18 protein-coding genes are annotated in these 18,714 nt (G+C 69.2%); 14 read left to right on the forward strand and 4 right to left on the reverse strand.

Annotation, left to right across the window (positions count from 1 at the left end; genetic code table 11):
* The first annotated feature begins 48 nt into the window (after nt 1-48).
* Both D7Y13_RS06360 and D7Y13_RS06365 read left to right on the forward strand, forming a co-directional pair.
* Entirely contained in the window at nt 49-795 is a 747-nt protein-coding gene (locus D7Y13_RS06360; protein ID WP_120584816.1) for a queuosine precursor transporter, read from the forward strand.
* Nucleotides 796-829: 34 nt separating this feature from the next.
* Nucleotides 830-1,567, forward strand: coding sequence for a hypothetical protein (locus D7Y13_RS06365; protein WP_120584815.1), 738 nt, complete (start codon nt 830-832; stop codon nt 1,565-1,567).
* Here the strand turns inward: D7Y13_RS06365 and D7Y13_RS06370 are convergent.
* Nucleotides 1,558-4,173 carry a U32 family peptidase gene (locus D7Y13_RS06370; protein ID WP_120584814.1) on the reverse strand — a complete coding sequence of 872 codons (2,616 nt, stop codon included), beginning with the start codon at nt 4,171-4,173 and terminating at the stop codon, nt 1,558-1,560. The two genes, D7Y13_RS06365 and D7Y13_RS06370, sit on opposite strands and share 10 nt — an antisense overlap.
* Nucleotides 4,174-4,429: 256 nt before the next feature.
* Here D7Y13_RS06370 and D7Y13_RS06375 point away from each other — a divergent pair, with 256 nt between their 5' ends.
* The 5 genes from D7Y13_RS06375 (at nt 4,430) to D7Y13_RS06395 (ending at nt 11,821) form a co-directional block, all read left to right on the forward strand.
* Nucleotides 4,430-5,551, forward strand: coding sequence for a heparan-alpha-glucosaminide N-acetyltransferase domain-containing protein (locus D7Y13_RS06375; protein ID WP_158620429.1), 1,122 nt, complete (start codon nt 4,430-4,432; stop codon nt 5,549-5,551).
* A gap of 86 nt (nt 5,552-5,637) precedes the next feature.
* The gene (gene grxC / locus D7Y13_RS06380) at nt 5,638-5,913 is read left to right on the forward strand and encodes a glutaredoxin 3 (protein WP_120584812.1); all 276 of its coding nucleotides are present in this window, start codon (nt 5,638-5,640) and stop codon (nt 5,911-5,913) included.
* A 324-nt stretch (nt 5,914-6,237) separates the two neighbouring features.
* Nucleotides 6,238-7,896 carry a right-handed parallel beta-helix repeat-containing protein gene (locus D7Y13_RS06385; protein WP_120584811.1) on the forward strand — a complete coding sequence of 553 codons (1,659 nt, stop codon included), beginning with the start codon at nt 6,238-6,240 and terminating at the stop codon, nt 7,894-7,896.
* A 54-nt stretch (nt 7,897-7,950) separates the two neighbouring features.
* Nucleotides 7,951-9,909, forward strand: a complete 1,959-nt coding sequence (locus D7Y13_RS06390) for a PAS domain S-box protein (RefSeq protein WP_199732865.1) — start codon at nt 7,951-7,953, stop codon at nt 9,907-9,909.
* Complete coding sequence (locus D7Y13_RS06395; protein ID WP_120534732.1) at nt 9,899-11,821, forward strand: ATP-binding protein; 1,923 nt, start codon at nt 9,899-9,901, stop codon at nt 11,819-11,821. The genes D7Y13_RS06390 and D7Y13_RS06395 overlap by 11 nt, the downstream gene beginning before the upstream one ends.
* A 26-nt stretch (nt 11,822-11,847) precedes the next feature.
* Here the strand turns inward: D7Y13_RS06395 and D7Y13_RS06400 are convergent, their stop codons facing one another.
* Complete coding sequence (locus D7Y13_RS06400) at nt 11,848-12,723, reverse strand: cyclic di-GMP-binding domain-containing protein, MshE-related (protein ID WP_120534733.1); 876 nt, start codon at nt 12,721-12,723, stop codon at nt 11,848-11,850.
* Between the two features lie 313 nt (nt 12,724-13,036).
* Between D7Y13_RS06400 and D7Y13_RS06405 the strand changes: the two genes are divergently transcribed.
* From D7Y13_RS06405 to D7Y13_RS06420, 4 genes are all read left to right on the forward strand, one after another.
* Nucleotides 13,037-13,780 carry a MotA/TolQ/ExbB proton channel family protein gene (locus tag D7Y13_RS06405; RefSeq protein WP_120534734.1) on the forward strand — a complete coding sequence of 248 codons (744 nt, stop codon included), beginning with the start codon at nt 13,037-13,039 and terminating at the stop codon, nt 13,778-13,780.
* A 155-nt stretch (nt 13,781-13,935) separates the two neighbouring features.
* The gene (locus D7Y13_RS06410) at nt 13,936-14,424 is read left to right on the forward strand and encodes an ExbD/TolR family protein (protein ID WP_120534735.1); all 489 of its coding nucleotides are present in this window, start codon (nt 13,936-13,938) and stop codon (nt 14,422-14,424) included.
* A gap of 17 nt (nt 14,425-14,441) precedes the next feature.
* Nucleotides 14,442-15,020 (forward strand): ExbD/TolR family protein, encoded by a 579-nt coding sequence (locus D7Y13_RS06415; protein ID WP_120584810.1) that lies wholly within the window; start codon nt 14,442-14,444, stop codon nt 15,018-15,020.
* Nucleotides 15,021-15,107: 87 nt separating this feature from the next.
* Nucleotides 15,108-15,758, forward strand: a complete 651-nt coding sequence (locus tag D7Y13_RS06420) for an HAD family hydrolase (protein WP_120584809.1) — start codon at nt 15,108-15,110, stop codon at nt 15,756-15,758.
* Nucleotides 15,759-15,832: 74 nt separating this feature from the next.
* On the opposite strand, the gene D7Y13_RS06425 is transcribed toward D7Y13_RS06420, so the two are convergent.
* Nucleotides 15,833-16,951 carry a fatty acid desaturase family protein gene (locus D7Y13_RS06425; RefSeq protein ID WP_120584808.1) on the reverse strand — a complete coding sequence of 373 codons (1,119 nt, stop codon included), beginning with the start codon at nt 16,949-16,951 and terminating at the stop codon, nt 15,833-15,835.
* 355 nt (nt 16,952-17,306) lie between these two features.
* On the opposite strand from D7Y13_RS06425, the gene D7Y13_RS06430 reads away from it, so the two are divergent.
* Nucleotides 17,307-17,510 (forward strand): cold-shock protein, encoded by a 204-nt coding sequence (locus tag D7Y13_RS06430; RefSeq protein ID WP_120534739.1) that lies wholly within the window; start codon nt 17,307-17,309, stop codon nt 17,508-17,510.
* A 92-nt stretch (nt 17,511-17,602) separates the two neighbouring features.
* On the forward strand, nt 17,603-17,794 hold the full coding sequence (locus D7Y13_RS06435; protein WP_120534740.1) for a hypothetical protein: 192 nt from the start codon (nt 17,603-17,605) through the stop codon (nt 17,792-17,794).
* A gap of 96 nt (nt 17,795-17,890) precedes the next feature.
* On the opposite strand, the gene D7Y13_RS06440 is transcribed toward D7Y13_RS06435, so the two are convergent.
* Nucleotides 17,891-18,118, reverse strand: a complete 228-nt coding sequence (locus D7Y13_RS06440; RefSeq protein WP_120584807.1) for a hypothetical protein — start codon at nt 18,116-18,118, stop codon at nt 17,891-17,893.
* 180 nt (nt 18,119-18,298) lie between these two features.
* Here D7Y13_RS06440 and D7Y13_RS06445 point away from each other — a divergent pair.
* Nucleotides 18,299-18,714: MASE1 domain-containing protein (locus D7Y13_RS06445; RefSeq protein WP_244222324.1), on the forward strand; the 416-nt coding region annotated here is incomplete at its 3' end.

The following is an 18,714-nucleotide window of genomic DNA, read 5'->3' on the forward strand; positions in this document are numbered from 1 at the left end:
GGGGTCGGCATCCTGGGAGTGGTGCCTGGCTCACGAAGGACACGTCGGATGAACCTGGACAGGCGGATTCAGCTCTTCATGGTGCTCGCGGGGGTGTTCATCACCTCGCTGGTGGTGGGCGACATCATCGGGGTGAAGCTGTTCGAAGTGCACCTGGGCTCGATGCCGGTGGTGTTGTCGGCGGGGATGCTGACGTTCCCGGTGACGTTCCTGCTCACGGACATCCTCAACGAGTTCTACGGCAAGCGGGCCGCGCGCTTCATCACGTGGGTGGGCTTCTTCATGGCCATCTTCACCTTCGCGGTCATCGCCGTGGCGGTGCGGGTGGAGTGGGCGCCCATGACGCTGGCGAAGGACTACAGCGGGACGGTGGCGGGGTCATTCAACAACGTCTTCGCCGGCTCGCAGCGCATCCTGATGGCGTCAATGGTGGCGTATCTGGTGGGCCAGTTCGCGGACATCGGGATGTTCAACCTGCTCAAGCGCACGACGAACAACCGGATGCTGTGGCTGCGCGCGACGGGCTCCACGGTGGTGTCGCAGCTCATCGACACGGCGGTGGTGCAGTACATCGCGTGGACGGGCGTGCTGCCCCATGACGTCATCGTGAAAATCATCTACTCGTCATACGCGGCGAAGCTGCTGGTGGCGCTGGGGCTGACGCCGCTCATCTACCTGGGGCACGCGTTCGTGGAGCGCAAGCTGGGCATCGCCCCGGTGGTGCTGGGTCCGGACGGTGAGCCGGTGAACCTCCCGGCCCCCGCCGCCGAGCCCTCTCCGGCACGCGCGGCCTGAACGGCGTAGACTGTGTGGGAGGGAGGACGCACCCATGCAGTTCACGCTCTCGCATCCACCACCGCTTGCCGAGCAGATCCTCCACATCATGCTCTTGGCCTTGCTTCTGGTGGGCATCCCCCTGGTGCTCTGGTTGAGGCGGGGCCCTCGCGACGGACGTGACGTCCTGGGCTTCGCGCCGGCTTCACCCCCGAGTTCCTTCCAGGGCTTCCAGGAGCGCCTGGGATGGGTCTGTACGAGGTTGCTCTGCCTCGGGGCGGTGCTGCTCGGCGTTCTCTTCGTTGGAGACGTCTGGAGGATCAGCTCGAAGGCCTTCGGTCCATCCGGGCTGTCTTCGCTGGAGGGCTCCGACGCCTTCTTCGCGCTGACCCTCCTCATCACGCCGTGGGTCGTGATTCCGCTGGTGCGCTGGCTGGAGCGCAGTCCCCGACTCGGGACGGGACTGGGGGCCCAGGGGCGCATCGGTCTTGCTCAGCGCTTGGGTGACCTGCTGGGCTGGGTCAGCGTCACGACGGTCCTCGCCGTGCCGGTCCTGTTCGGGATGTCCATCCTCGCGAGCATCGAAGAGAGCCCCGGTTGTGAGGTCATGCTCGTCAACGGGCAACCGCTCCCACCGCCTCCTGAGGTCTTGAGCCTTGCGCCCTCGATACCTGGGGTCATCATGATGGTCGTGCTGACGGTGCTGGTGGGAGTCCTGCGCGTGTGGTGGCTCCGGAGCACGTCGTCCCACCAGGACGTGCTTCACATCGAGCCCCACACGGTTCAGCCCTGACGCGCGTTCGCGGCCGGGTGCTTGAGCACCTGCATGGTGCCGCGCGTGACGCCGAACTGCTCATGCACGGCGGCGCGCTTCACAGCCTCGGTGGGCGACAGCCGACCCGCGAGCAGCTCCTGATACGCGGTCAGTACGCGCGAGGCCTCCTCGCGCGTCTCGCGCACGAACTCCACCCGGAACCGCCGCACGCCCCGCTCCAGCAGCCGGGGCACCAGCGACGCCGCGCTCTGCGCCTGCGCGTTGAACACCGTGTTGCGGCACCCCACGTCCACGATGACCGGGTGCTCCAGCCCCAACCGATCCTTGAGTGCGAGGGCGTGCTTCTCACACGGCCGTCCACAGGTCCGGTAGTCGCGCCCGTTGGACAGCGTGTGTGAATACACGCAGTGCTCGGTGTGGAACGTGGCGATGTGGTGGTGCAGCGCCACCGCGAACCGGTGCGCGGGCGCCTTCTCCAACAGCGCGAAGAGCTGCTCTGAGTCCAGGTCGTGCGACACCGTCAGCGTGTCCAGCCCCAGCCCCAACAGGTGCGCCGCCGTCAGCGAGTTGGTGACGTTGAGCGAGAAGTCCCCATGCAGCACCGGCCGCGAAGCCCCCGCCGGCTGCTCCAGGAAGTGCATCATCGCGCCCCAGTGCCGCACCAGCACCGCGTCCGGCCGCAGCCGATCCAGGCGCGTGTCGTAGCCCTCCTCGCCCGGCTTCTGCACGCGCACGGTGGCGATGGTGACGCGCAGCCCCGCCGCCCGCGCCCGCTCCACCGCGCGCTGGAGCCCCACCAGCTCCATCCAGTCCAGCTCCACCTCACCCACGCCCGCCGCGATGGCCGCCTCCAACTGCGCCTCGTTCCGGCACAGCGGCAGCAACCGGGGGCCCGCATCCACGGGCCGCGCTTCCATCCGCGCCAGCAAGCCCTGACGGACCCCGTCCTCCACCGCGTCGGCGCTCACGGTCCGCGCGGGCCCCCGCTCCACGTCCGCCGTCAGCTCCGCCACCAACTGGCGGCGCAGCGCCTTCAGCTCCGACACCGGCAGGTGCAGCCCCGGCGCAAGGCCCGAGCAGTCCAGCTCCGCCAGATGGAACGAGGTCCCACCCAGCGCGGCCAGCTTGTCCTTGAGCAGCGCCGCGTCCACGCCCGCACCGCGCGAAGGCGCGAGCAGCGTCGTCCCTACCGTCTCGCGCGAATGCCGCCCCGTGCTCATCCGCACGCGAAGCGGAGCGCCCTCCACTCCGGACACCCACAGCGACAGCGGGATGCGGCCCTCGGGCTCACCCTCCGCGAGCAGCCCCTCCGTGCGCCGTGCGAGCGCCGGATCGCTGTTCAGCCACACGCGCTGCCCCGGCTCCACGCGGCCCAGGTCCGGCCCGGGGTGGCCGAAGCCCAGCACCCAGGCGTCGCCCTCGCGCTCCACGCGGAAGATGGGACCGCCCGGCTCATGCTTGTCCTCGGGCGCGCCCGCGTCGAACACCACGCCCATGCCCGGACGCGGATCCACGTCCGCCGGATCCGGCTCACCCGAAAGCGGCGCGGACACCGCTCCCGTCGCGGACTCCGGCCGCTCCTCGCCCAGGCCCAACGCGCCCGTCCACGGCCGGTCATCCGGCACCACCAGCACATCCTTGCCCGCCACCGCGCTCACGCGGCCCAGGTACAGCCCCCGGTGTTTCGGAAAGCGCCCCTCCACCAGCGTCTGGTGGTCGGATCCGGCAAGGAACCCGTGGGAGAACCCCCGGCTGTACGACAGCGACATCTCCGCCAGGTCCTTCGCCAGCCGCGCCCCGTCGGGCTTCCCCGCCATCACGCCGTCCAGCCACCGGCGATAGCCCTGCACCGTGCTGGAGACGTACTGCGGTCCCTTGAGGCGGCCTTCAATCTTCAGGCTGTGCACGCCGATGTCCGCCAGCTCCGGCACGGCCCTTACGCCCGCCAGGTCCTTGGGGCTGAGCAGGTATTTCACCTCGCCCAGGTCGCGCGTCTCGCCGTCCACTACCAGGTCGTAAGGCAACCGGCACGACTGCGCGCACTGACCCCGGTTGGCGCTGCGCCCGCCCCACGCCTCGCTCGTGAGGCACTGGCCGCTCCAGGACATGCAGAGCGCTCCATGGATGAAGACCTCCAGCTCGATGTCCGTCTGCGATGCCAGCCGGCGGATCTCCGCCACCGACAGCTCGCGCGGCACCACCATGCGCGTGAAGCCCAGGCCCGTGGCGAACCGCGCCCCTTCCGCGCTGGACAGCGTCATCTGCGTGGAGGCATGCAATTCCAACTGAGGACACACCGCCCGCGCCAACAGCGCCACCGCCGGGTCCTGGACGATGAGTGCATCCACACCGGCCCTCGCCACCCCGCGCAGCAGGTGCTCCACCACCGGCAGCTCTGGTTCGAACACCAAAGTGTTCAACGTCACGTAGGCCCGGGCCCTGGCGCGGTGGATGAGACCCACCGTGTCCGGCAGTCGTTCCAGCGAGAAGTTCTCCGCGCGGGCGCGCGCGTTGAAGCCCTCATCGAGCCCGAAGTAGACGGCGTCCGCGCCACTGGCGAGGGCGGCACGCAACGACTCCAGGTCACCAGCGGGGGCGAGGATTTCGGGGCGTCGGGAAGACATGACCCCCTACCTAGCAAAATGCCTGGAGCCCCCTCAATCCCGTCGGTCTCCAAACGAGACGGATTCTTTTGCGTGACAAGGGTTTCGCCTGGAGGGGAGCCGGCCAGCCGGATGTTTGTGATTGGCCCGGACGGTGATATCCCAGTGGGTCAGGCGCGCCGAGCAGGCACCCGTCGGTCATGTGGTTGGGGGAGCACCGTCGAGCCGCGCGCCATTTCCAGAAGGGAAATCAATGGAGCGCGAGCAGGTGTCAGGGGTGCGATCCGCGCCCGGGCGGCTGGAAGCGGTGGATGCCATGCGGGGCACGGTGATGCTGCTCGTGTTCCTGTCCCACTTCGCGGATGCGTATCTCTATCCGCTGGGTGGAGAGGCCGCGCACCTGCGCGAGCGCATGAACCTCCTGACGATGATGGCCACGCCCGGCTTCATGGTCATCAGCGGCCTGATGCTGGGATTGCTGCACTCGCGCAGTCGCGACTTCGGTCCCCTGCGCCAGCGGCTCCAGCGCCGGGGGCTGTTCCTGCTCACGGCGGGGCACCTGCTCATCGTCCCCACGTGTCGCTTCTGGGCGGGGGAGTCCCTGTACCTGCTGCGCATCCTGCCGGTGACGGACACCCTTGGACTCGCGCTGCTCGTGGGCCCGTGGGTGGTGACGCGGCTGGATGGCAGGACGCGCGCGTGGCTGGGCATGGGCCTGTTCGTGGCGAGTTGGGCGGTGACGCTGTGCTGGTGGCCGGAGTCGGCCGTGGCGCAGACGCTCAAGGAGGCCTTCTTCGGGCAGCGCGAGCTGCACGTGTTCCTCTCCAGCTTCCCGGTGGTGCCGTGGATGGGCGTGTACCTGGTGGGCAGCATGTTCGGGGAGTGGCTGGGAACGTGGGGCCGCGCGGACGTGAAGGGCGTGTCGCGGCGCTTCGAATACGTGGGCCTGGGCGTCGCCACCTTCGGCGGCGTGCTGATGGTGCTCCACATCGCGGTGCACCACCTGTGGCACGGCGCGGGCTTCACGACGTTGATGGCGCTCACCTCGCAGGGGCAGAAGTACCCGCCGGGGCCTGCCTACGTCGCGCTCTACGGCGGCACGGTGCTCGCGGTGATGGGGCTCCTGATGCGCGCGGAGCAGGCTGGCCACCTGTCGCGCTACCTGCGCGCGGCGAGCGTCATCGGGCGGCACTCGCTGCTCGCGTTCGTGCTCCAGTTCTACGTGTACTACGTGGGGCTGTACCTGCTGCGCCTGCCGTACTCGCCGCTGTGGCCGCTGCTGTTCGTCGCCACCGCGCTGCTCCAGTGGGGCGTGCTGTACGCGTGGGACCTGCGGGGCCGCGGCAAGGAGGCCTCCGCGAGGCTGCCAGAAGGCGTGCCCGCGTCTGGCGCCCGTTAGGAGCAGGCGGGCAGGGGAGCGGACGTCCGTGCGTCGGGTGGCGGAGGCGGTAGGCCATCCCCACCCTTCGACGCAGGAGGTCGTGAATGCCCTACGTCGTCGTCTACATGAAGCCCACCTGTCCCTATTCGCGCCAGGCCATGGACCTGCTCAACGAGAAGGGCTGCGAGTTCCAGAAGGTGAATGTCGCCGCGGATGAAGCGCGGCACGAGGAGATGAAGGAGCGCTGCGGCCGTCACACCGTGCCGCAGATCTTCATCGCGGGTCGCCACGTCGGCGGCTGCGATGACCTGTACGCGCTGGAGGAGCGTGGCGAGCTGGATGGGCTGCTCGGGAGCGCCCCGTCGTCCCCCGCCCCCTGACCGCGTTCATCCGCCGTGCCTTGAGCCGTGTCCTCGCCGGGAGGCTTCATCCCGCCGGGCGCGGCTCGAGTCTTTCGGACACCCGGGATTGGTACTTCCGTTCAGTGGCCATTTCCGGGCAGGGGGCTGATTTTGTCGCCCTCGGTGACGAGCGGGTCCCCGACGTCGCGCCCAACCGCGCGGATTCACGTTCCCTGCCTGAAGGCCTGGCAGCCAGGCGGCGCGCACGACCCTGACGCCCGGGGAATGCGCGACGCGATGGCTGCCGTTGCCGGCCGACCCCGCGAGCGCCTTCCCGCGCCGTGAACCCCACGAGGAGTCCACATGCGCTTCCGCCTGCCCCTGACGACCATCGTCTGTTCCGCCGGGTTGTTCGCTGGCCTCGTCGGCTGTACCGGCAAGGTCGAACCCGCGCCCATAGGACGGAGTCCGGGTACGACAACGCCGCCCATCGTCAACCGTCCGGTGCCCACGCCCGATGCCGGCACCCGCGCCGATGCCGGTGTCCCTGACAGTGGCACCACCGGTCCGACGGATCCGCCGCCTCCGACGGATCCACCGCCCACGGATCCGCCGCCTCCGACGGATCCACCGCCCGCGGAGTCGCAGTACACGCGCGTGCTCTGGGTGTCTCCCAGCGGCAATGACACCGCGGCCGGCACGGAAGGCCTGCCCCTGCGCACGGTGGCGCGCGCGCTGTCGCTGGTGAAGCCCGGCGAGGCGGTGTTCCTCCAGTCGGGCACGTGGCGCGAACACGTGAAGCTCCAGGAGAAGCAGGGCACGGCGGCGAAGCCGCTGACGCTCCGGTCCGCGCCGGGCGCGACGGCCATCCTCAAGGGCGGCTCCATCGGGGAGACGGCGCTGGTGGACGTGAGCGGCGCCTACTGGAACGTGGAGGGGCTCACGGTGGACGTGGGCGGTGAGGCCGCGTTCGCGGTGATGTGGCGGGGCGCGGGCGCGCACCACGGCGTGCTGAAGAAGAGCATCGTGAAGAACGGCACGGAGGGCGCGGGCGTCTACGTGACGGAGAAGGCCCACGACGTCCTCATCGAGGACAACGCCATCTCCTACTTCGACAAGGGCGATGAGGACAGCCACGGCGTCGCGGTGCAGACCTCCGCGAGCAACGTGGTGGTGCGCGGCAACGACATCCACCACAACTCCGGCGACGGCGTGCAGTGCCTGGGGCCGGAAGGTGGCGCCACGCTGCCGGGCACGCCGTTCGACAACCTGCTCGTGGAACGCAACAAGCTGCACGACAACCGGGAGAACGGCGCGGACATCAAGACGTGCACGCGCGTCACGCTGCGCGGCAACACCATCTACAACCACCGCAGCGTGTCCTCCGCCGCGGGCGAGGGCATCGTCGTGCACCTGTCCCCCACGGATGTCACGCTGGAGGACAACGTCCTCTACGCCAACGCGCGCGCCATCCAGATTGGCGGCTACCGCGAGGGCGCCCCGCCCACCCGCGTCATCATCCGCCGCAACCTCATCCACGACGGCCTGGGTGAGTCTGAAGGTGAGGAGGGCACCGGCATCCGCGTGGACACCTCCGTGAACGTGAAGGTGCAGCACAACACCGTGTGGAACCTGAGCGGCGCGTGTCTCATCTTCGGCGAGGGCGCCACCGGCGCGAGCCAGGGGCTGGACGTGCGCAACAACATCTTCGCTGGCTGCGGCCTGGGCGCGCGCGGAGGGGCGGGCCGGAGCGGCGCGGTGATGGACGGCAACCTCTTCTTCTCCAGCGGGGGCGCGGTGACGTTCCGCCTGGACAACGCCGCGATGGGGCTTGCGGAGTGGCGCTCGAACGCCGGCCTGGACAAGCGCTCCCAGGAGCGCGCCCCCGGCTTCGTGAACACGGGCAGCGACGACTACCACCTCACCCCGGCCTCCGCCGCGCGTGAGGCGGGCCTGTCGCTGGGCCTGCCCTTCTGCGGGGCCGCGCCGGACCAGGGTGCCTTCGAGTCGGGCTGCCCCTGACCCCACGGGGCGTGTAGACTCCGGGCCCCCTCGCTCCGGAGTCTTCCGCCCCCCGTGTCGGCCCCGTCGGAACCCGCCTTCGGCATCGTCCTCGTCCCCCCGGTCTCGGTTGCCCGCGAGCCCCTGAACGCCGCCGCCGAGCGCGCGGGGCTGCGCGTGGTGGACAACCCCGACGATGCCGCCCTGGCGTTGGTGGACCTCACCGCCCCCGGCTGCGGCCCGGCGGTGGTGGAGCTGCTCACGTCCCTCAACGGGCCGCACCTCACGCTCATCGCGCTGGTGTCGCCGGATCCCCGCGGCTTCGCCGCCGTGGACACGCTGCGCCCCACCGACATCCTCACCCACCAGGGGCTGCCGCACGAGCTCACCTGGCGCCTGCAGCGCGCCGCCGAGCGCCACCGTGAACGCGAGGAGCAGGCCCGCAGCCAGACGGACCTGGCGCTGCTCCTGGAGCTCACCGCCGACTACGCGGAGAGCTCCGACGTGGAAGCGCTCCTGCACGGCGTGACACGGCGTCTGGCGGAGCAGCTGGACATCGCGCGCGCCACGCTGGTGATGCTGGGCGGCGGCGCGGACGAGGGCGTCATCGTCGCGGCCAGCGACGACCCGGGCCTCAAGGACCTGCGCATCGACCTGGCGCGCTACCCTGAAATCCGCGAGGTGGTGCGCACCGGCAAGCCGGTGGTGATGCAGGAGGCGGCCACGCACCCCCTGCTGGGCGACCTGGAGCGCCGGGCCGTGGCCGCGCGAGGCATCCACGCCATCGCCGCGCTGCCCCTGCCCATCCGGGGCGAGGTGCGCGGCGTGCTGCTGCTGCGCGCGGCCGGCCGGCGCCGGACCTTCAGCGCGCGCGAAATCGACTTCCTCACCACGGTGGCGCACGCGACGGCGGTGGCCCTGCGCAGCGCCTCGGTGCTCCAGTCGGTGCAGACCGCGCGGCTGGCGGCGGAGGAGAAGGCCGCGTCCTTCAAGCCCTACCAGCTCTTCTTCGCCCACGTGAGCGAGGGCGTGGCCATCCTGGACGACAAGGCCGGGGTGCTGTCGCTCAACCCCTCCGGCGCGCAGATGCTGGACACGCCCGCGAACGAAGCGCGCGGCAAGCACCTGAACCAAATCACCCAGCCCCTGGACGAAGGCGTCCTGATGGAGCTGGTGACGTCCGCGTCACGGGGCGAGGCGCGCTCGGGCGTGGACGTGGTGGTGCGCACGCCCGCGGGCCGCTGCCTCACGCTGTCCATGTCCGCGGCGCCGCTGCGCGACGAGGACGCGGCCACCATCCTGTCCTTCCGCGACGTGACGGACGCGCGCAAGCTGGAGGACGAGCTGCGCAACACGAAGGACTTCCTGGAGCGGCTCATCGACTCGTCGGTGGACGCCATCATCGCCGCGGACCTGAAGGGGCGGATCATCCTCTTCAACAAGGGCGCGGAGGCCATGTGCGGCTACTCCGCCGCTGAGGCACAGGAGAAGCTCACCGTCCTGCAGCTCTATCCGCCCGGCGTCGCGCAGCGGGTGATGGCGCAGATCCGCAGCCCGGAGCTGGGCGGGCGCGGCCGGCTGTCGCTCATCCGCCAGGAGCTGGTGCACCGCTCCGGGGAGCGGGTGCCCGTGAACATGACGGCCTCCATCGTCTACGAGGGCGGCCGCGAGTCCTTCAGCGTGGGCATCTTCACGGACCTCCGGGACCGGGTGCAGTTGGAGCGCAAGCTGTCGGACGTGGAGACGCGGCTGGAGGAGAGCGAGAAGAGCGCGGTCATCGTCGCGCTCGCCGGCACCGCGGCCCATGAGCTCAACCAGCCCCTCACCTCCGTGATGGGCTACGCGGAGCTGCTCAAGCGCAAGCTCAAGGAGGAGGACTTCGCCTGGAGGCCGGTGGACATCATCTACCGCGAGGCGGAGCGCATGGCGGAGATCGTCCGGAAGATCGGGAAGATCACCCGCTACGAGACGAAGTCGTACGTGGGGGCGCAGCAGATCCTCGACCTCGACAAGGCGACGTCCCATGAAGAGTGAGGTCCGCGCCGTGCGTCCGCCCGGAGCCCCGACTCCCGACGCCTTCCAGGCCTTCTTCGACGCGCTCGACGAGCCCGCGGCCCTCTGTGACGCGTCCCTGCGCGTCGTGGCCGTGAACCCCGCGCTGCGCCGCTTCTGCGAATCACACGGCATTGGCGTGGACGACGTGGAAGAGGCCCTGTCCGGCGCCAGCGCCCCCGACGACGGCCAGGCCCACGAGGTGGACCTGGTGCTGGCGAGCGGCACCTCGCTGGTGCTCACCCTGTCGCGCAAGGCGGACACCGTGGCGGTGCGCGCCCGCGTGGACACGGAGGTCATCAGCGGCCGGCTGGTGGTGGCCGAAAAGGCCCTGCTGGAGCAGGCGCGCACCGAAGGCGTGCTGCTGGACCTGGGCCGCAGCGTGGCGGAGGTGGGCGGCGAGGAGGAGCTGGTGGCCGCGGTGGCGCGCGGGGTGAAGGAGCTGTTTCCCAGCCGCTCCTTCTGCATCCGCATCGTGGATGCGCGCACCGGCGGCCTCACGTCGCTCTACGCCGAGGGCCGGCTCAAGGAGGGCGCGCACGAACCGCTGGTGCTCTTCCAGCGCTCGGTGGAGAAGACGAACCTGTCGCTCGCGTCCCTGCCGCAGGGCCGGGTGTCCATCTCGGAAGAAGTGCCGCTGCTCTTCCACGGCAGCACCCGCGCGGTGAGCGCCCCGCTGGTCGCGAGCGGCCAGCTCTTCGGCGCCATCAACATGGAGTACCCGGACGGCCTGGACGCGGACATCGCGCACGACGAGCGCGTGCTGCTCCAGCTGGCCAGTCAGGTCGCCGTGGCGGTGAAGAACGCGAAGCTCATCGACGAGCTGACGTTCGTGCGCAAGTACCTGGAGGAGCTGCTGGAGAAGGCCAACGCGCTCATCCTGGTGGTGAACCGGGACAAGCAGGTGGTGGTCTTCAACGAGGCGCTGAGCGCGCTCACCGGCCTGTCCAAGGAGCAGGTGCTGGGGCGGGATTTGTCCTCGCTGGTGGCGGACAGCGAACAGCTGCGGCTGGCCCCCGTGCTGGCGGCGGCCATGCGCGGCGAGTCGGTGAACAACTTCGAGACGCGCCTGCTCACCCACGACGGCGGCGAGGTGCGCGTGTCCTTCGCCACCTCCTCCATGCTCACCCAGCCCGGCGAGGTGGAGGGCGTCATCGCCATTGGCCAGGACGTCACGGTGGTGAAGGAGCTGGAGAAGCGCATCATCCACGCGGAGAAGCTGGCCTCCATCGGGCAGCTCGCGGCCAGCGTGGTGCATGAAATCAACAACCCGATGACGGCGGTGGCCACCTACGCGGACGCGCTGCTGCAGCGCTCGCGCCTGACGCCGGGCGCGAACCCGGCGGACCAGGAGAAGCTGCGGAAAATCCTGGAGAGCAGCCACCGCATCCTGCGCTTCACCCGCGACCTGGTGAGCTACGCGCGGCCCGCGCAGGACCGGCCGGAGCGGGTGTCCCTCAACGCCGTCGTGGACATGGCGGTGGGCTTCTGTGAACACGTCGTGTCCCAGGCGCGCGTCACCGTGCACCGCGAATACGCGGGCGACGTGCCCCCCCTGGCCGCCGTGCGCGCCAACCTGGTGCAGGTGTTCGTCAACCTCATCACCAACGCGTGCCACGCCATGCCGCCGGGCGGCGCCGTGCACCTGGTCACCGCGCAGGAAGGGCAGGAGGCGGTGGTGCGCGTGCGCGACACCGGCACCGGCATCGAGCCGCGCAACCTGGCGCGCATCTTCGAGCCCTTCTTCACCACCAAGCCGGAAGGGCGCGGCACCGGCCTGGGCCTGTCCATCTGCCAGGGCATCGTGGAGAACCACGGCGGCCGGCTCACCGTGGAGAGCACGGTGGGGCAGGGCACCACCTTCACCGTGCGGCTGCCGCTGGCCGTGGACTGAAAACCGCCGGGGCCGCGCGGGGGGCTTCAGCCCTCGCCGGCCTCGTCGTCCAGTTCGCGCCGGAACTCCTCGTTCGACAGCAGGCCCTTGCGCGCCATGATGCGCATCAGCGCCCAGAAGCGGCGCTCCAGCTCCTCCAGCCGGTCCGGCTCCTCGCGCGCCGCCTGACCGAAGAGGTAGTCCAGGTCATCCAGCACCCCGCCCGCGGGCGCCTTGGGCTTGTCCGCCGCCGGGGCCGCGCTCGCGCCCCCACTCCGGCGCCGCTTCGCCTGCTCCTCGCGCTCGCGGATGAGGTCCGCCAGCGACGTGCGCTGCGTCTTCTCCGCCGCCGGCAGCTCCTCCCCGACGATGACCTCCTCGTCGTCCTCCACCGGCACGGGCGCGCGCGCGGGCGGCGGTGCGGGCCTTGCAAGCCTTGCAGGCGCCGCGCCCGCCCCCGGCCTGGGAGCGGCCGCCACGGGCACCTTGTGGTAGTAGCGCAGGATGGCGCCGCGCACGGCGGACAGCGCCGTCACCCGGCCGCTGACCTTCAGGCCGCTGGTGAACTCGATTTCCTCGATTGCCGTGAGGTTGAGCGGATCCGCCATGGCCACCACCAGCTGGCGCCGGCCGCCCACGCTCTCCAGCGCGAAGGGGAACAGGTCGTGCTGTTCGCAGAAGCGCGCGCGCAAGAGGTGCACCGCCGCCCAGTCCGGGGTGATCGCCGCCAGGTCCACCTGGGGCATCTCCAGCGCTTCACTCAGGGCCTGGGCGAGCGTCGCCTCCGTGATGGCCCCCTGACCGATGAGCGTCACGCCCAAACGCTGCCGCGTCTGCCGCTGGGCGGTCAGTCCTGCCTCAAGCTGGGCGGGCGTGATCGCGCCGCGTTCCACCAGCAGCTCCCCGATGCGCTTCCTGGCCATGGTTTCCCGCCCTAGCACGGCCTCTGGAGGTGCCCAAATCGCTGGCCCGCTTGTCGCGGAAGCCGCTGGGAAGGGCTCGCCATGCAACCTGTCCAGTAGCTTGGCAAGCCGCGCGCCAACGCAAAATTCCTGTGAGATTTCAGTAACTAACGCTGGGGGTGGCTGCCTTGACACGTCTGGAAGCGGTTCCTAGACTCGCGCCACCGTGATCCCTTATTCCTGCTGACGGCCTGGGTGGAGGTCCACCCGGTTGAAAGCAGTCCGGAACAGCTCGCAAGCGCGAGCTTCGCCGCCCATTTGGAGGCCATCAGTGATGAACCTGGGGTTTGTGACCAATCTGTCCATTCTCGCCAACGCAGGCGGCGGCAACGAGACGTTCATGCAGGAGCTGGGTCGCCGCTGGGAGTCCGGTCAGGCGGGCATGTACCCCATCGCGCTGTGCCTCGTGGTGGCGCTGGCCATCATCGTCGAGCGCAGCATCGTCCTGTTCGGCAAGGCCTCCATCAACAAGGAAGGCTTCCTGCGCGGGCTGAAGAAGCACATCTACGCGGGCGACCTGGACAAGGCCATCAACTACGTGGCCGGCCAGAAGACCACGCCGCTGACGAGCGTCGTCAAGGCCGGTCTGATGAACGTCCCCAAGGGCCAGGAAGAGGTCCAGGCGGCGCTCGACGAGGCCAGCCTGCGTGAGACGCCTCGGCTGGAGGCGCGCACGGGCTACCTGGCGATGCTCGGCAACGCGGCCATGCTCGCCGGTCTGCTCGGAACGGTGAACGGTCTCATCACCTGCTTCGAGGCCGTGGCGAACGTGAACCCGGCCGACAAGGCGACCATTCTCGCGAACGGTATTTCTGAAGCCATGAACTGCACGGGCTTCGGTCTGCTGACCGCCATCCCGGCGCTGGTCGCCTTCTCCGTGCTGATGGGCCGCACCCAGAGCATCATCAACGACATCAATGAGACCAGCGTCTCCGTGCTGAACCTCATCGTGGCCAACCGCGACAAGTTCAAGAACCTGAACATCCCCGCGTCCGCCCACGCGCACGCCGAGGAGTAGTCCTCCTCAAAGCAGCGCAGGGTTGGAACCGGATGCACCGGCGCGCTGTCTGGTAGCCCCGAAGTGGTGGACCCAGACAGGCGCGTCCGTTCCCAGAGTCTTCTTGAAACGTCGTTCGTGCGCGAAGAGCGCGGTAGAGCAGGGAGGTAGTCGCCATGGCCGGCGGAATGGATCTGGGCACAGGTGGGAAGGGTGGCAAGAAGCCGCTCGATACCGCCATCAACATGGTGCCCTTCATCGACCTGATGGCAGTGACCATCAGCTTCCTCATCATGACGGCCGTCTGGACCCAGATCGGCCGTCTCCAGGTGTCCCAGGCCGGCGGGGCCTCTTCGGACGAGCAGGAGACGGAGGAGAAGACCAAGACGGTCCAGCTCACCCTCCTGGTGTCTCCCACGGAGATGCGGCTCACCGCCGACCAGAGCGCCTTCGACCCCATTCCCCTCACCCGGGATGACAAGGGCCGGCCGGACCTGACCAAGCTGGTGGCGCGCTTCAAGGAGTTGAAGGCGCAGCTTCCGGATCAGGCCGCCATCACCCTCCAGACCGAGGACCTGGTCCGCTACGAGGACCTGGTTCGCATCATCGACGAGTGCATTGGCTCTGGGTTGCCCCAGGTGTCCGTGTCCGCGGCGATGGGCTAACAGGAGCACTTCAAGCCATGGGTATCAAGGTTCCGGGCAAGCGGTACGGCAAGCGGCTGGAGCACTCCAAGGTGTTCGGCCACGGTGGGCACGGCAAGAAGAACGGGAACGCGGACCTGCTCATCACGCCCCTCGTCGACATGTTCGTCATCATCGTGCTCTTCCTCATCGCGAACTTCTCCGCGACGGGCGAGGTGCTGATGATGACCAAGGACATCGTCCTTCCCGAAGCGGTCAACGTGAAGGAAGTGGAGATGCACCCGGTGGTGATGGTGTCCAACGACCAGGTCAGCGTGTCGGGCACCATCGTGGGCCGGGTGGAGGACCTCACCAAGGACGAGTACCTCAACATCCCCGCGCTGGAAGAGAAGCTGCGGGACATGAAGAAGCAGTTCGAGGACCTCCACTCCATGGCGGGCGGCACGGAGACCTTCAAGGGGGACGTGAACATCCAGGCGAACAAGGACGTTCAGTTCAAGGTCATCAAGCGCGTGATGTTCAGCTGCGCCACGGCGGGCTATAGCAACATCAACTTCGCCGTCATCCAGGCCGGTGGCGCGGCCGCGGGTGAGAAGACCGCCGCCGCCACGCATTAAGCTTCGACGCTTCGCTCCTGATTCACGGACGCCCTGACCCCTTCGTGGGTCGGGGCGTTCGCGTTTTGAAGAAAGGCCTTTTTCGTCATGCCCCTTGGCGCCGTGCTCTTCGACCTGGATGGGACGCTGGTGGATTCGTTGGGGGACATCGCCGCGGCGATGAACCACGCGCTCGCGCACCACGGCCTGCCCCCGCACCCGGAGGCCGCCTACCTGCGCTTCGTGGGCGAGGGCGTGGCGCAGCTCGCGCACCGGGCCACCGGCGGGGCGGACCCCGCGCTCCAGGGGCGGGTGCTCTCCACGTACCACGCCTACTACGACGCCCACCTGTTCGACCGGACGCGCGTCTACCCGGGCGTGGTGGAGGTGCTCCAGGCGCTCGCGGCGGACGGCGCGCGGCTGGGCGTGCTCAGCAACAAGTCCGACGACTTCGTGAAGCGGCTCGCGGCGAAGCTGCTGCCCGGGGTGTCCTTCGCGGCTGTGTACGGCGAGCGTCCGGGCATCCCGCGCAAGCCGGACCCCACCGCGGCGCTGGCCCTGGCGGCGGAACTGGGCGTGGCGCCCTCCGCGTGCGGCTTCGTGGGGGATACCTCCGTGGACATGGACACCGCGAAGGCGGCGGGCATGTACGGCGTGGGCGTCACGTGGGGCTTCCGCCCGGCCGAACTGCAGGCGCACGGGGCGAAGGCGGTCGTGTCCTCGGCGGCGGACCTGCTGGCCGCGCTGCGCGCCGCCTGAGGCCTCCAAAGCGAAGGGGCCGCCTCCCTGGAAGGAGGACGGCCCCTGGAGGCTTCCGGGCGTCTACGGGGGGCTCAGGCAGCCACGGCCAGCTTCGGCTCGGGGACCTGCACCGGCGCGCGGCTCAACTGCTTGAGCATCCGGTAGTGCGACCCCACCGCGCCCAGGAAGGTCTCCGACTCCGGGTAGGGCAGGCCGTGCTCCTTGGCGGTGGCCTGCACGATTTCGCTCAGCGCCGGGTAGTGGATGCTGCACACCTTGGGGAACAGGTGGTGCTCAATCTGGTAGTTGAGCCCGCCCACGTACCAGCTCAGCAGGCGGTTCTTGCGGGCGAAGTTCGCCGTGGTGCGCAGCTGGTGCACCATCCACGCGTCCTCCACGTTGCCGGTGGCGTCCGGCAGGGGGAACTCGGTGGTCTCCACCACGTGGGCCAGCTGGAAGACGATGCCCAGGATGAAGCCCGCGGTCATGTGCATGGCGAGCAGGCCCACCACGAACTGCCACCAGGTGACGTTCAGCACCATCCACGGAATCACCAGCGTCCAGCCGTAGTACACGGCCTTCATGCCAATGAGGCGCGCCCACTCGGCCGGCGCGTGCTTCTTGTCCTTGTAGGGGCCCAGGTCCTTCTGGAAGAAGTACTTGTAGTCCTTGGCGAACACCCAGAAGACGGTGGTCAGCGAGTAGGCCAGGAACGCGTACAGGTGCTGCGCGCGGTGGTACGGCTTCCACTCGGAATGGGGCGACAGGCGCAGCTGCGGGCTGACCGTCAGGTCCTCATCCATGTTCTGGATGTTCGTATACGTGTGATGCAGCACGTTGTGCGTGATGCGCCACATATAGCTGTTCGCCCCGATGAGGTCGAACGCCAGCCCCACCACCGAGTTCACCCGCGCGTTGTCGCTGTAGGAGCCATGCACGCCGTCGTGGCCCACGCAGAAGCCGATGCCCGCGATGCCCACGCCCATCAGCACCGCCATGCCCAGCATGGCCCAGGGACCGAACCACCCCGTGAGCAGCAGCCCGTAGACGCCGAACGTGAAGCCCAGGATGGCCAGGGCCTTCACGTACATGGCCCCGTTGGCCCGCTGGGACAGGTTCCGGGTCTCGAAGTATTCGGAGACTCGACGCTTGAGGTCCTCGGCGAAGGACGCATCGCGCTGGCCAAAGGTCACACGGGTGGGGTTGGTCACGGGGAGGGACGCCTCATGGGTCTGGATGACGGGGTGGAACGGGACCGGCGTCCCCAGGATAGGCGACGTCGGAGTGGAAGTGTTCAGGGGCGGAAACTATTCCTCAACACCCGCCCCGCTTCGGGGTGTCACCCCTGGCTGGCCGGAGCGTCAGCCAGCGGGAAATGGACGGCCCCGAGAAGGCGTTTCACTGCACGACCCGGGTTGTTACCTTCGACGGCGTGAAGCCAGGACGGGAGTGGTTCCCGGCTCGACTTCATGCCTGTTCAGGGTTAAGGCGCCGTCTAGGCCCCGAATGCAGGGGCGGGCAGGCTGGCGATGAAGCCTTTCTGCCAGTGGGACAAGGAAGCAGATTATGGCAAGCGGTACGGTGAAGTGGTTCAATGATGCGAAGGGTTTCGGCTTCATCACGCAGGACAGTGGTGGTCCGGACGTGTTCTGCCACCACACGGCGATCGTGGCGGATGGTTTCCGTACCCTGGCCGAGGGCCAGAAGGTGGAGTTCGAAGTGAAGAAGGGCCCCAAGGGCCTGCAGGCGGAGAACGTCCGTCCGGTCTGAGCCTTCCGGCTCGGCTGACTCTTCACTCACCCACGAGGTCCGGCCTTGACGAGGCCGGACCTCTTTTTCGCTAATTTCTCCCGGGAGGTCCCATGCAGGGAAGGTCCACGAAGCGGCAGAAGGAAATGGCGCGCCAGCAGAAGCAGCGCGAGAAGGACACCAAGAAGGCCGAGCGCAAGACGGAGAAGGATCAGCGTCCCGAGCGCGTTGCCGGTGACGTCGATCCGGACATCGCCGGAATCGTCCCCGGGCCGCAGCCGCTGCCCGATGCGTTCAACGACTGATGCGGTGCGCATGAAAAACCGCCCCGGCCTGTGAAGGCGCCGGGGCGGCGGTAGAGGAGGGGCTGGAAGGCCCCTTTTTCATGTCCGGACGGTGGCTCAGCCGGTGCCGTAGCGCAGGCGTTCGCGGTCCTTGTCCTCCGCGCGGTTGTAGGCGGTGGCCGCGGCGATGACGTGACACACCCAGCCCAGCAGCCCGCCCGTGCCCAGCCAGAAGCCGGGGGTGATGATGAGCCAGAAGACCCCGCGCAGGATGTCTCCGTTGTAGATCTGCCCCACGCCAGGGATGAAGAACGACAGCAGCGCAGCAAGACCGGGACGCGACATGGATTCGTTCCTCCTTGCCTCCTGCTACGGCCCGGCGGGCTCCCCATTGCATCACCTGTCGGACAGCGCCTGGCCGCCGGGCAGGCAGGCGGAAGCATGGGGTGCAACGCCTCCGCGTCCCCGCTAGCATGACGCATGTTCTTCCGGCCCGGATGTCCAGGCCCGGAGGCACGGGGGGAAGTGATCATCCAAGCTCGGCATCAGGCCCGTGTGGCGGCGGCGTTCCAGGGTGGAGGCCTTGTCGAGGTCATCGCGCTGGCGGGCGTGTACCTCGTGGCCGCGCGTGCGGGCCTGTCGCTGGCGGCGGAGGGCAGCCACATCAGCGCCGTCTGGCTGCCGTCGGGCGTGGCGCTGGGCGGATTGATGCTCTGGGGCGTGTCGCGCTGGCCCGCCGTGTTCCTGGGCGCGTGGACGGTGGCGCTTTCGCTGGATGTGCCGCCGGGGGTGGGCCTGGGGGTCGCCGCCGGGGCCACGCTGGAGGCCGTGCTGGGCGCCCTGCTTCTGCGCCGGGTGGCGTGCTCGCGGGAGCTGCACCGCGTGCGCGACGTCGTGTGGCTGGGCGCGGGGGCCGCGCTGGGCGCGCTGCTGGGGTCGGG

It is taken from the genome of Corallococcus praedator, from assembly GCF_003612125.1.
Classification (GTDB): domain Bacteria; phylum Myxococcota; class Myxococcia; order Myxococcales; family Myxococcaceae; genus Corallococcus; species Corallococcus praedator.

What these genes read in the sequence shown, in the direction of transcription:
- D7Y13_RS06360 (WP_120584816.1), top strand. Translation starts at nt 49, where the DNA reads ATGAACCTGGACAGGCGGATTCAGCTCTTCATGGTGCTCGCGGGGGTG.
- D7Y13_RS06365 (WP_120584815.1), top strand. Translation starts at nt 830, where the DNA reads ATGCAGTTCACGCTCTCGCATCCACCACCGCTTGCCGAGCAGATCCTC.
- D7Y13_RS06370 (WP_120584814.1), bottom strand. Translation starts at nt 4,173, where the DNA reads ATGTCTTCCCGACGCCCCGAAATCCTCGCCCCCGCTGGTGACCTGGAG.
- grxC (WP_120584812.1), top strand. Translation starts at nt 5,638, where the DNA reads ATGCCCTACGTCGTCGTCTACATGAAGCCCACCTGTCCCTATTCGCGC.
- D7Y13_RS06385 (WP_120584811.1), top strand. Translation starts at nt 6,238, where the DNA reads ATGCGCTTCCGCCTGCCCCTGACGACCATCGTCTGTTCCGCCGGGTTG.
- D7Y13_RS06395 (WP_120534732.1), top strand. Translation starts at nt 9,899, where the DNA reads ATGAAGAGTGAGGTCCGCGCCGTGCGTCCGCCCGGAGCCCCGACTCCC.
- D7Y13_RS06400 (WP_120534733.1), bottom strand. Translation starts at nt 12,723, where the DNA reads ATGGCCAGGAAGCGCATCGGGGAGCTGCTGGTGGAACGCGGCGCGATC.
- D7Y13_RS06405 (WP_120534734.1), top strand. Translation starts at nt 13,037, where the DNA reads ATGAACCTGGGGTTTGTGACCAATCTGTCCATTCTCGCCAACGCAGGC.
- D7Y13_RS06410 (WP_120534735.1), top strand. Translation starts at nt 13,936, where the DNA reads ATGGCCGGCGGAATGGATCTGGGCACAGGTGGGAAGGGTGGCAAGAAG.
- D7Y13_RS06415 (WP_120584810.1), top strand. Translation starts at nt 14,442, where the DNA reads ATGGGTATCAAGGTTCCGGGCAAGCGGTACGGCAAGCGGCTGGAGCAC.
- D7Y13_RS06420 (WP_120584809.1), top strand. Translation starts at nt 15,108, where the DNA reads ATGCCCCTTGGCGCCGTGCTCTTCGACCTGGATGGGACGCTGGTGGAT.
- D7Y13_RS06430 (WP_120534739.1), top strand. Translation starts at nt 17,307, where the DNA reads ATGGCAAGCGGTACGGTGAAGTGGTTCAATGATGCGAAGGGTTTCGGC.
- D7Y13_RS06435 (WP_120534740.1), top strand. Translation starts at nt 17,603, where the DNA reads ATGCAGGGAAGGTCCACGAAGCGGCAGAAGGAAATGGCGCGCCAGCAG.
- D7Y13_RS06440 (WP_120584807.1), bottom strand. Translation starts at nt 18,118, where the DNA reads ATGTCGCGTCCCGGTCTTGCTGCGCTGCTGTCGTTCTTCATCCCTGGC.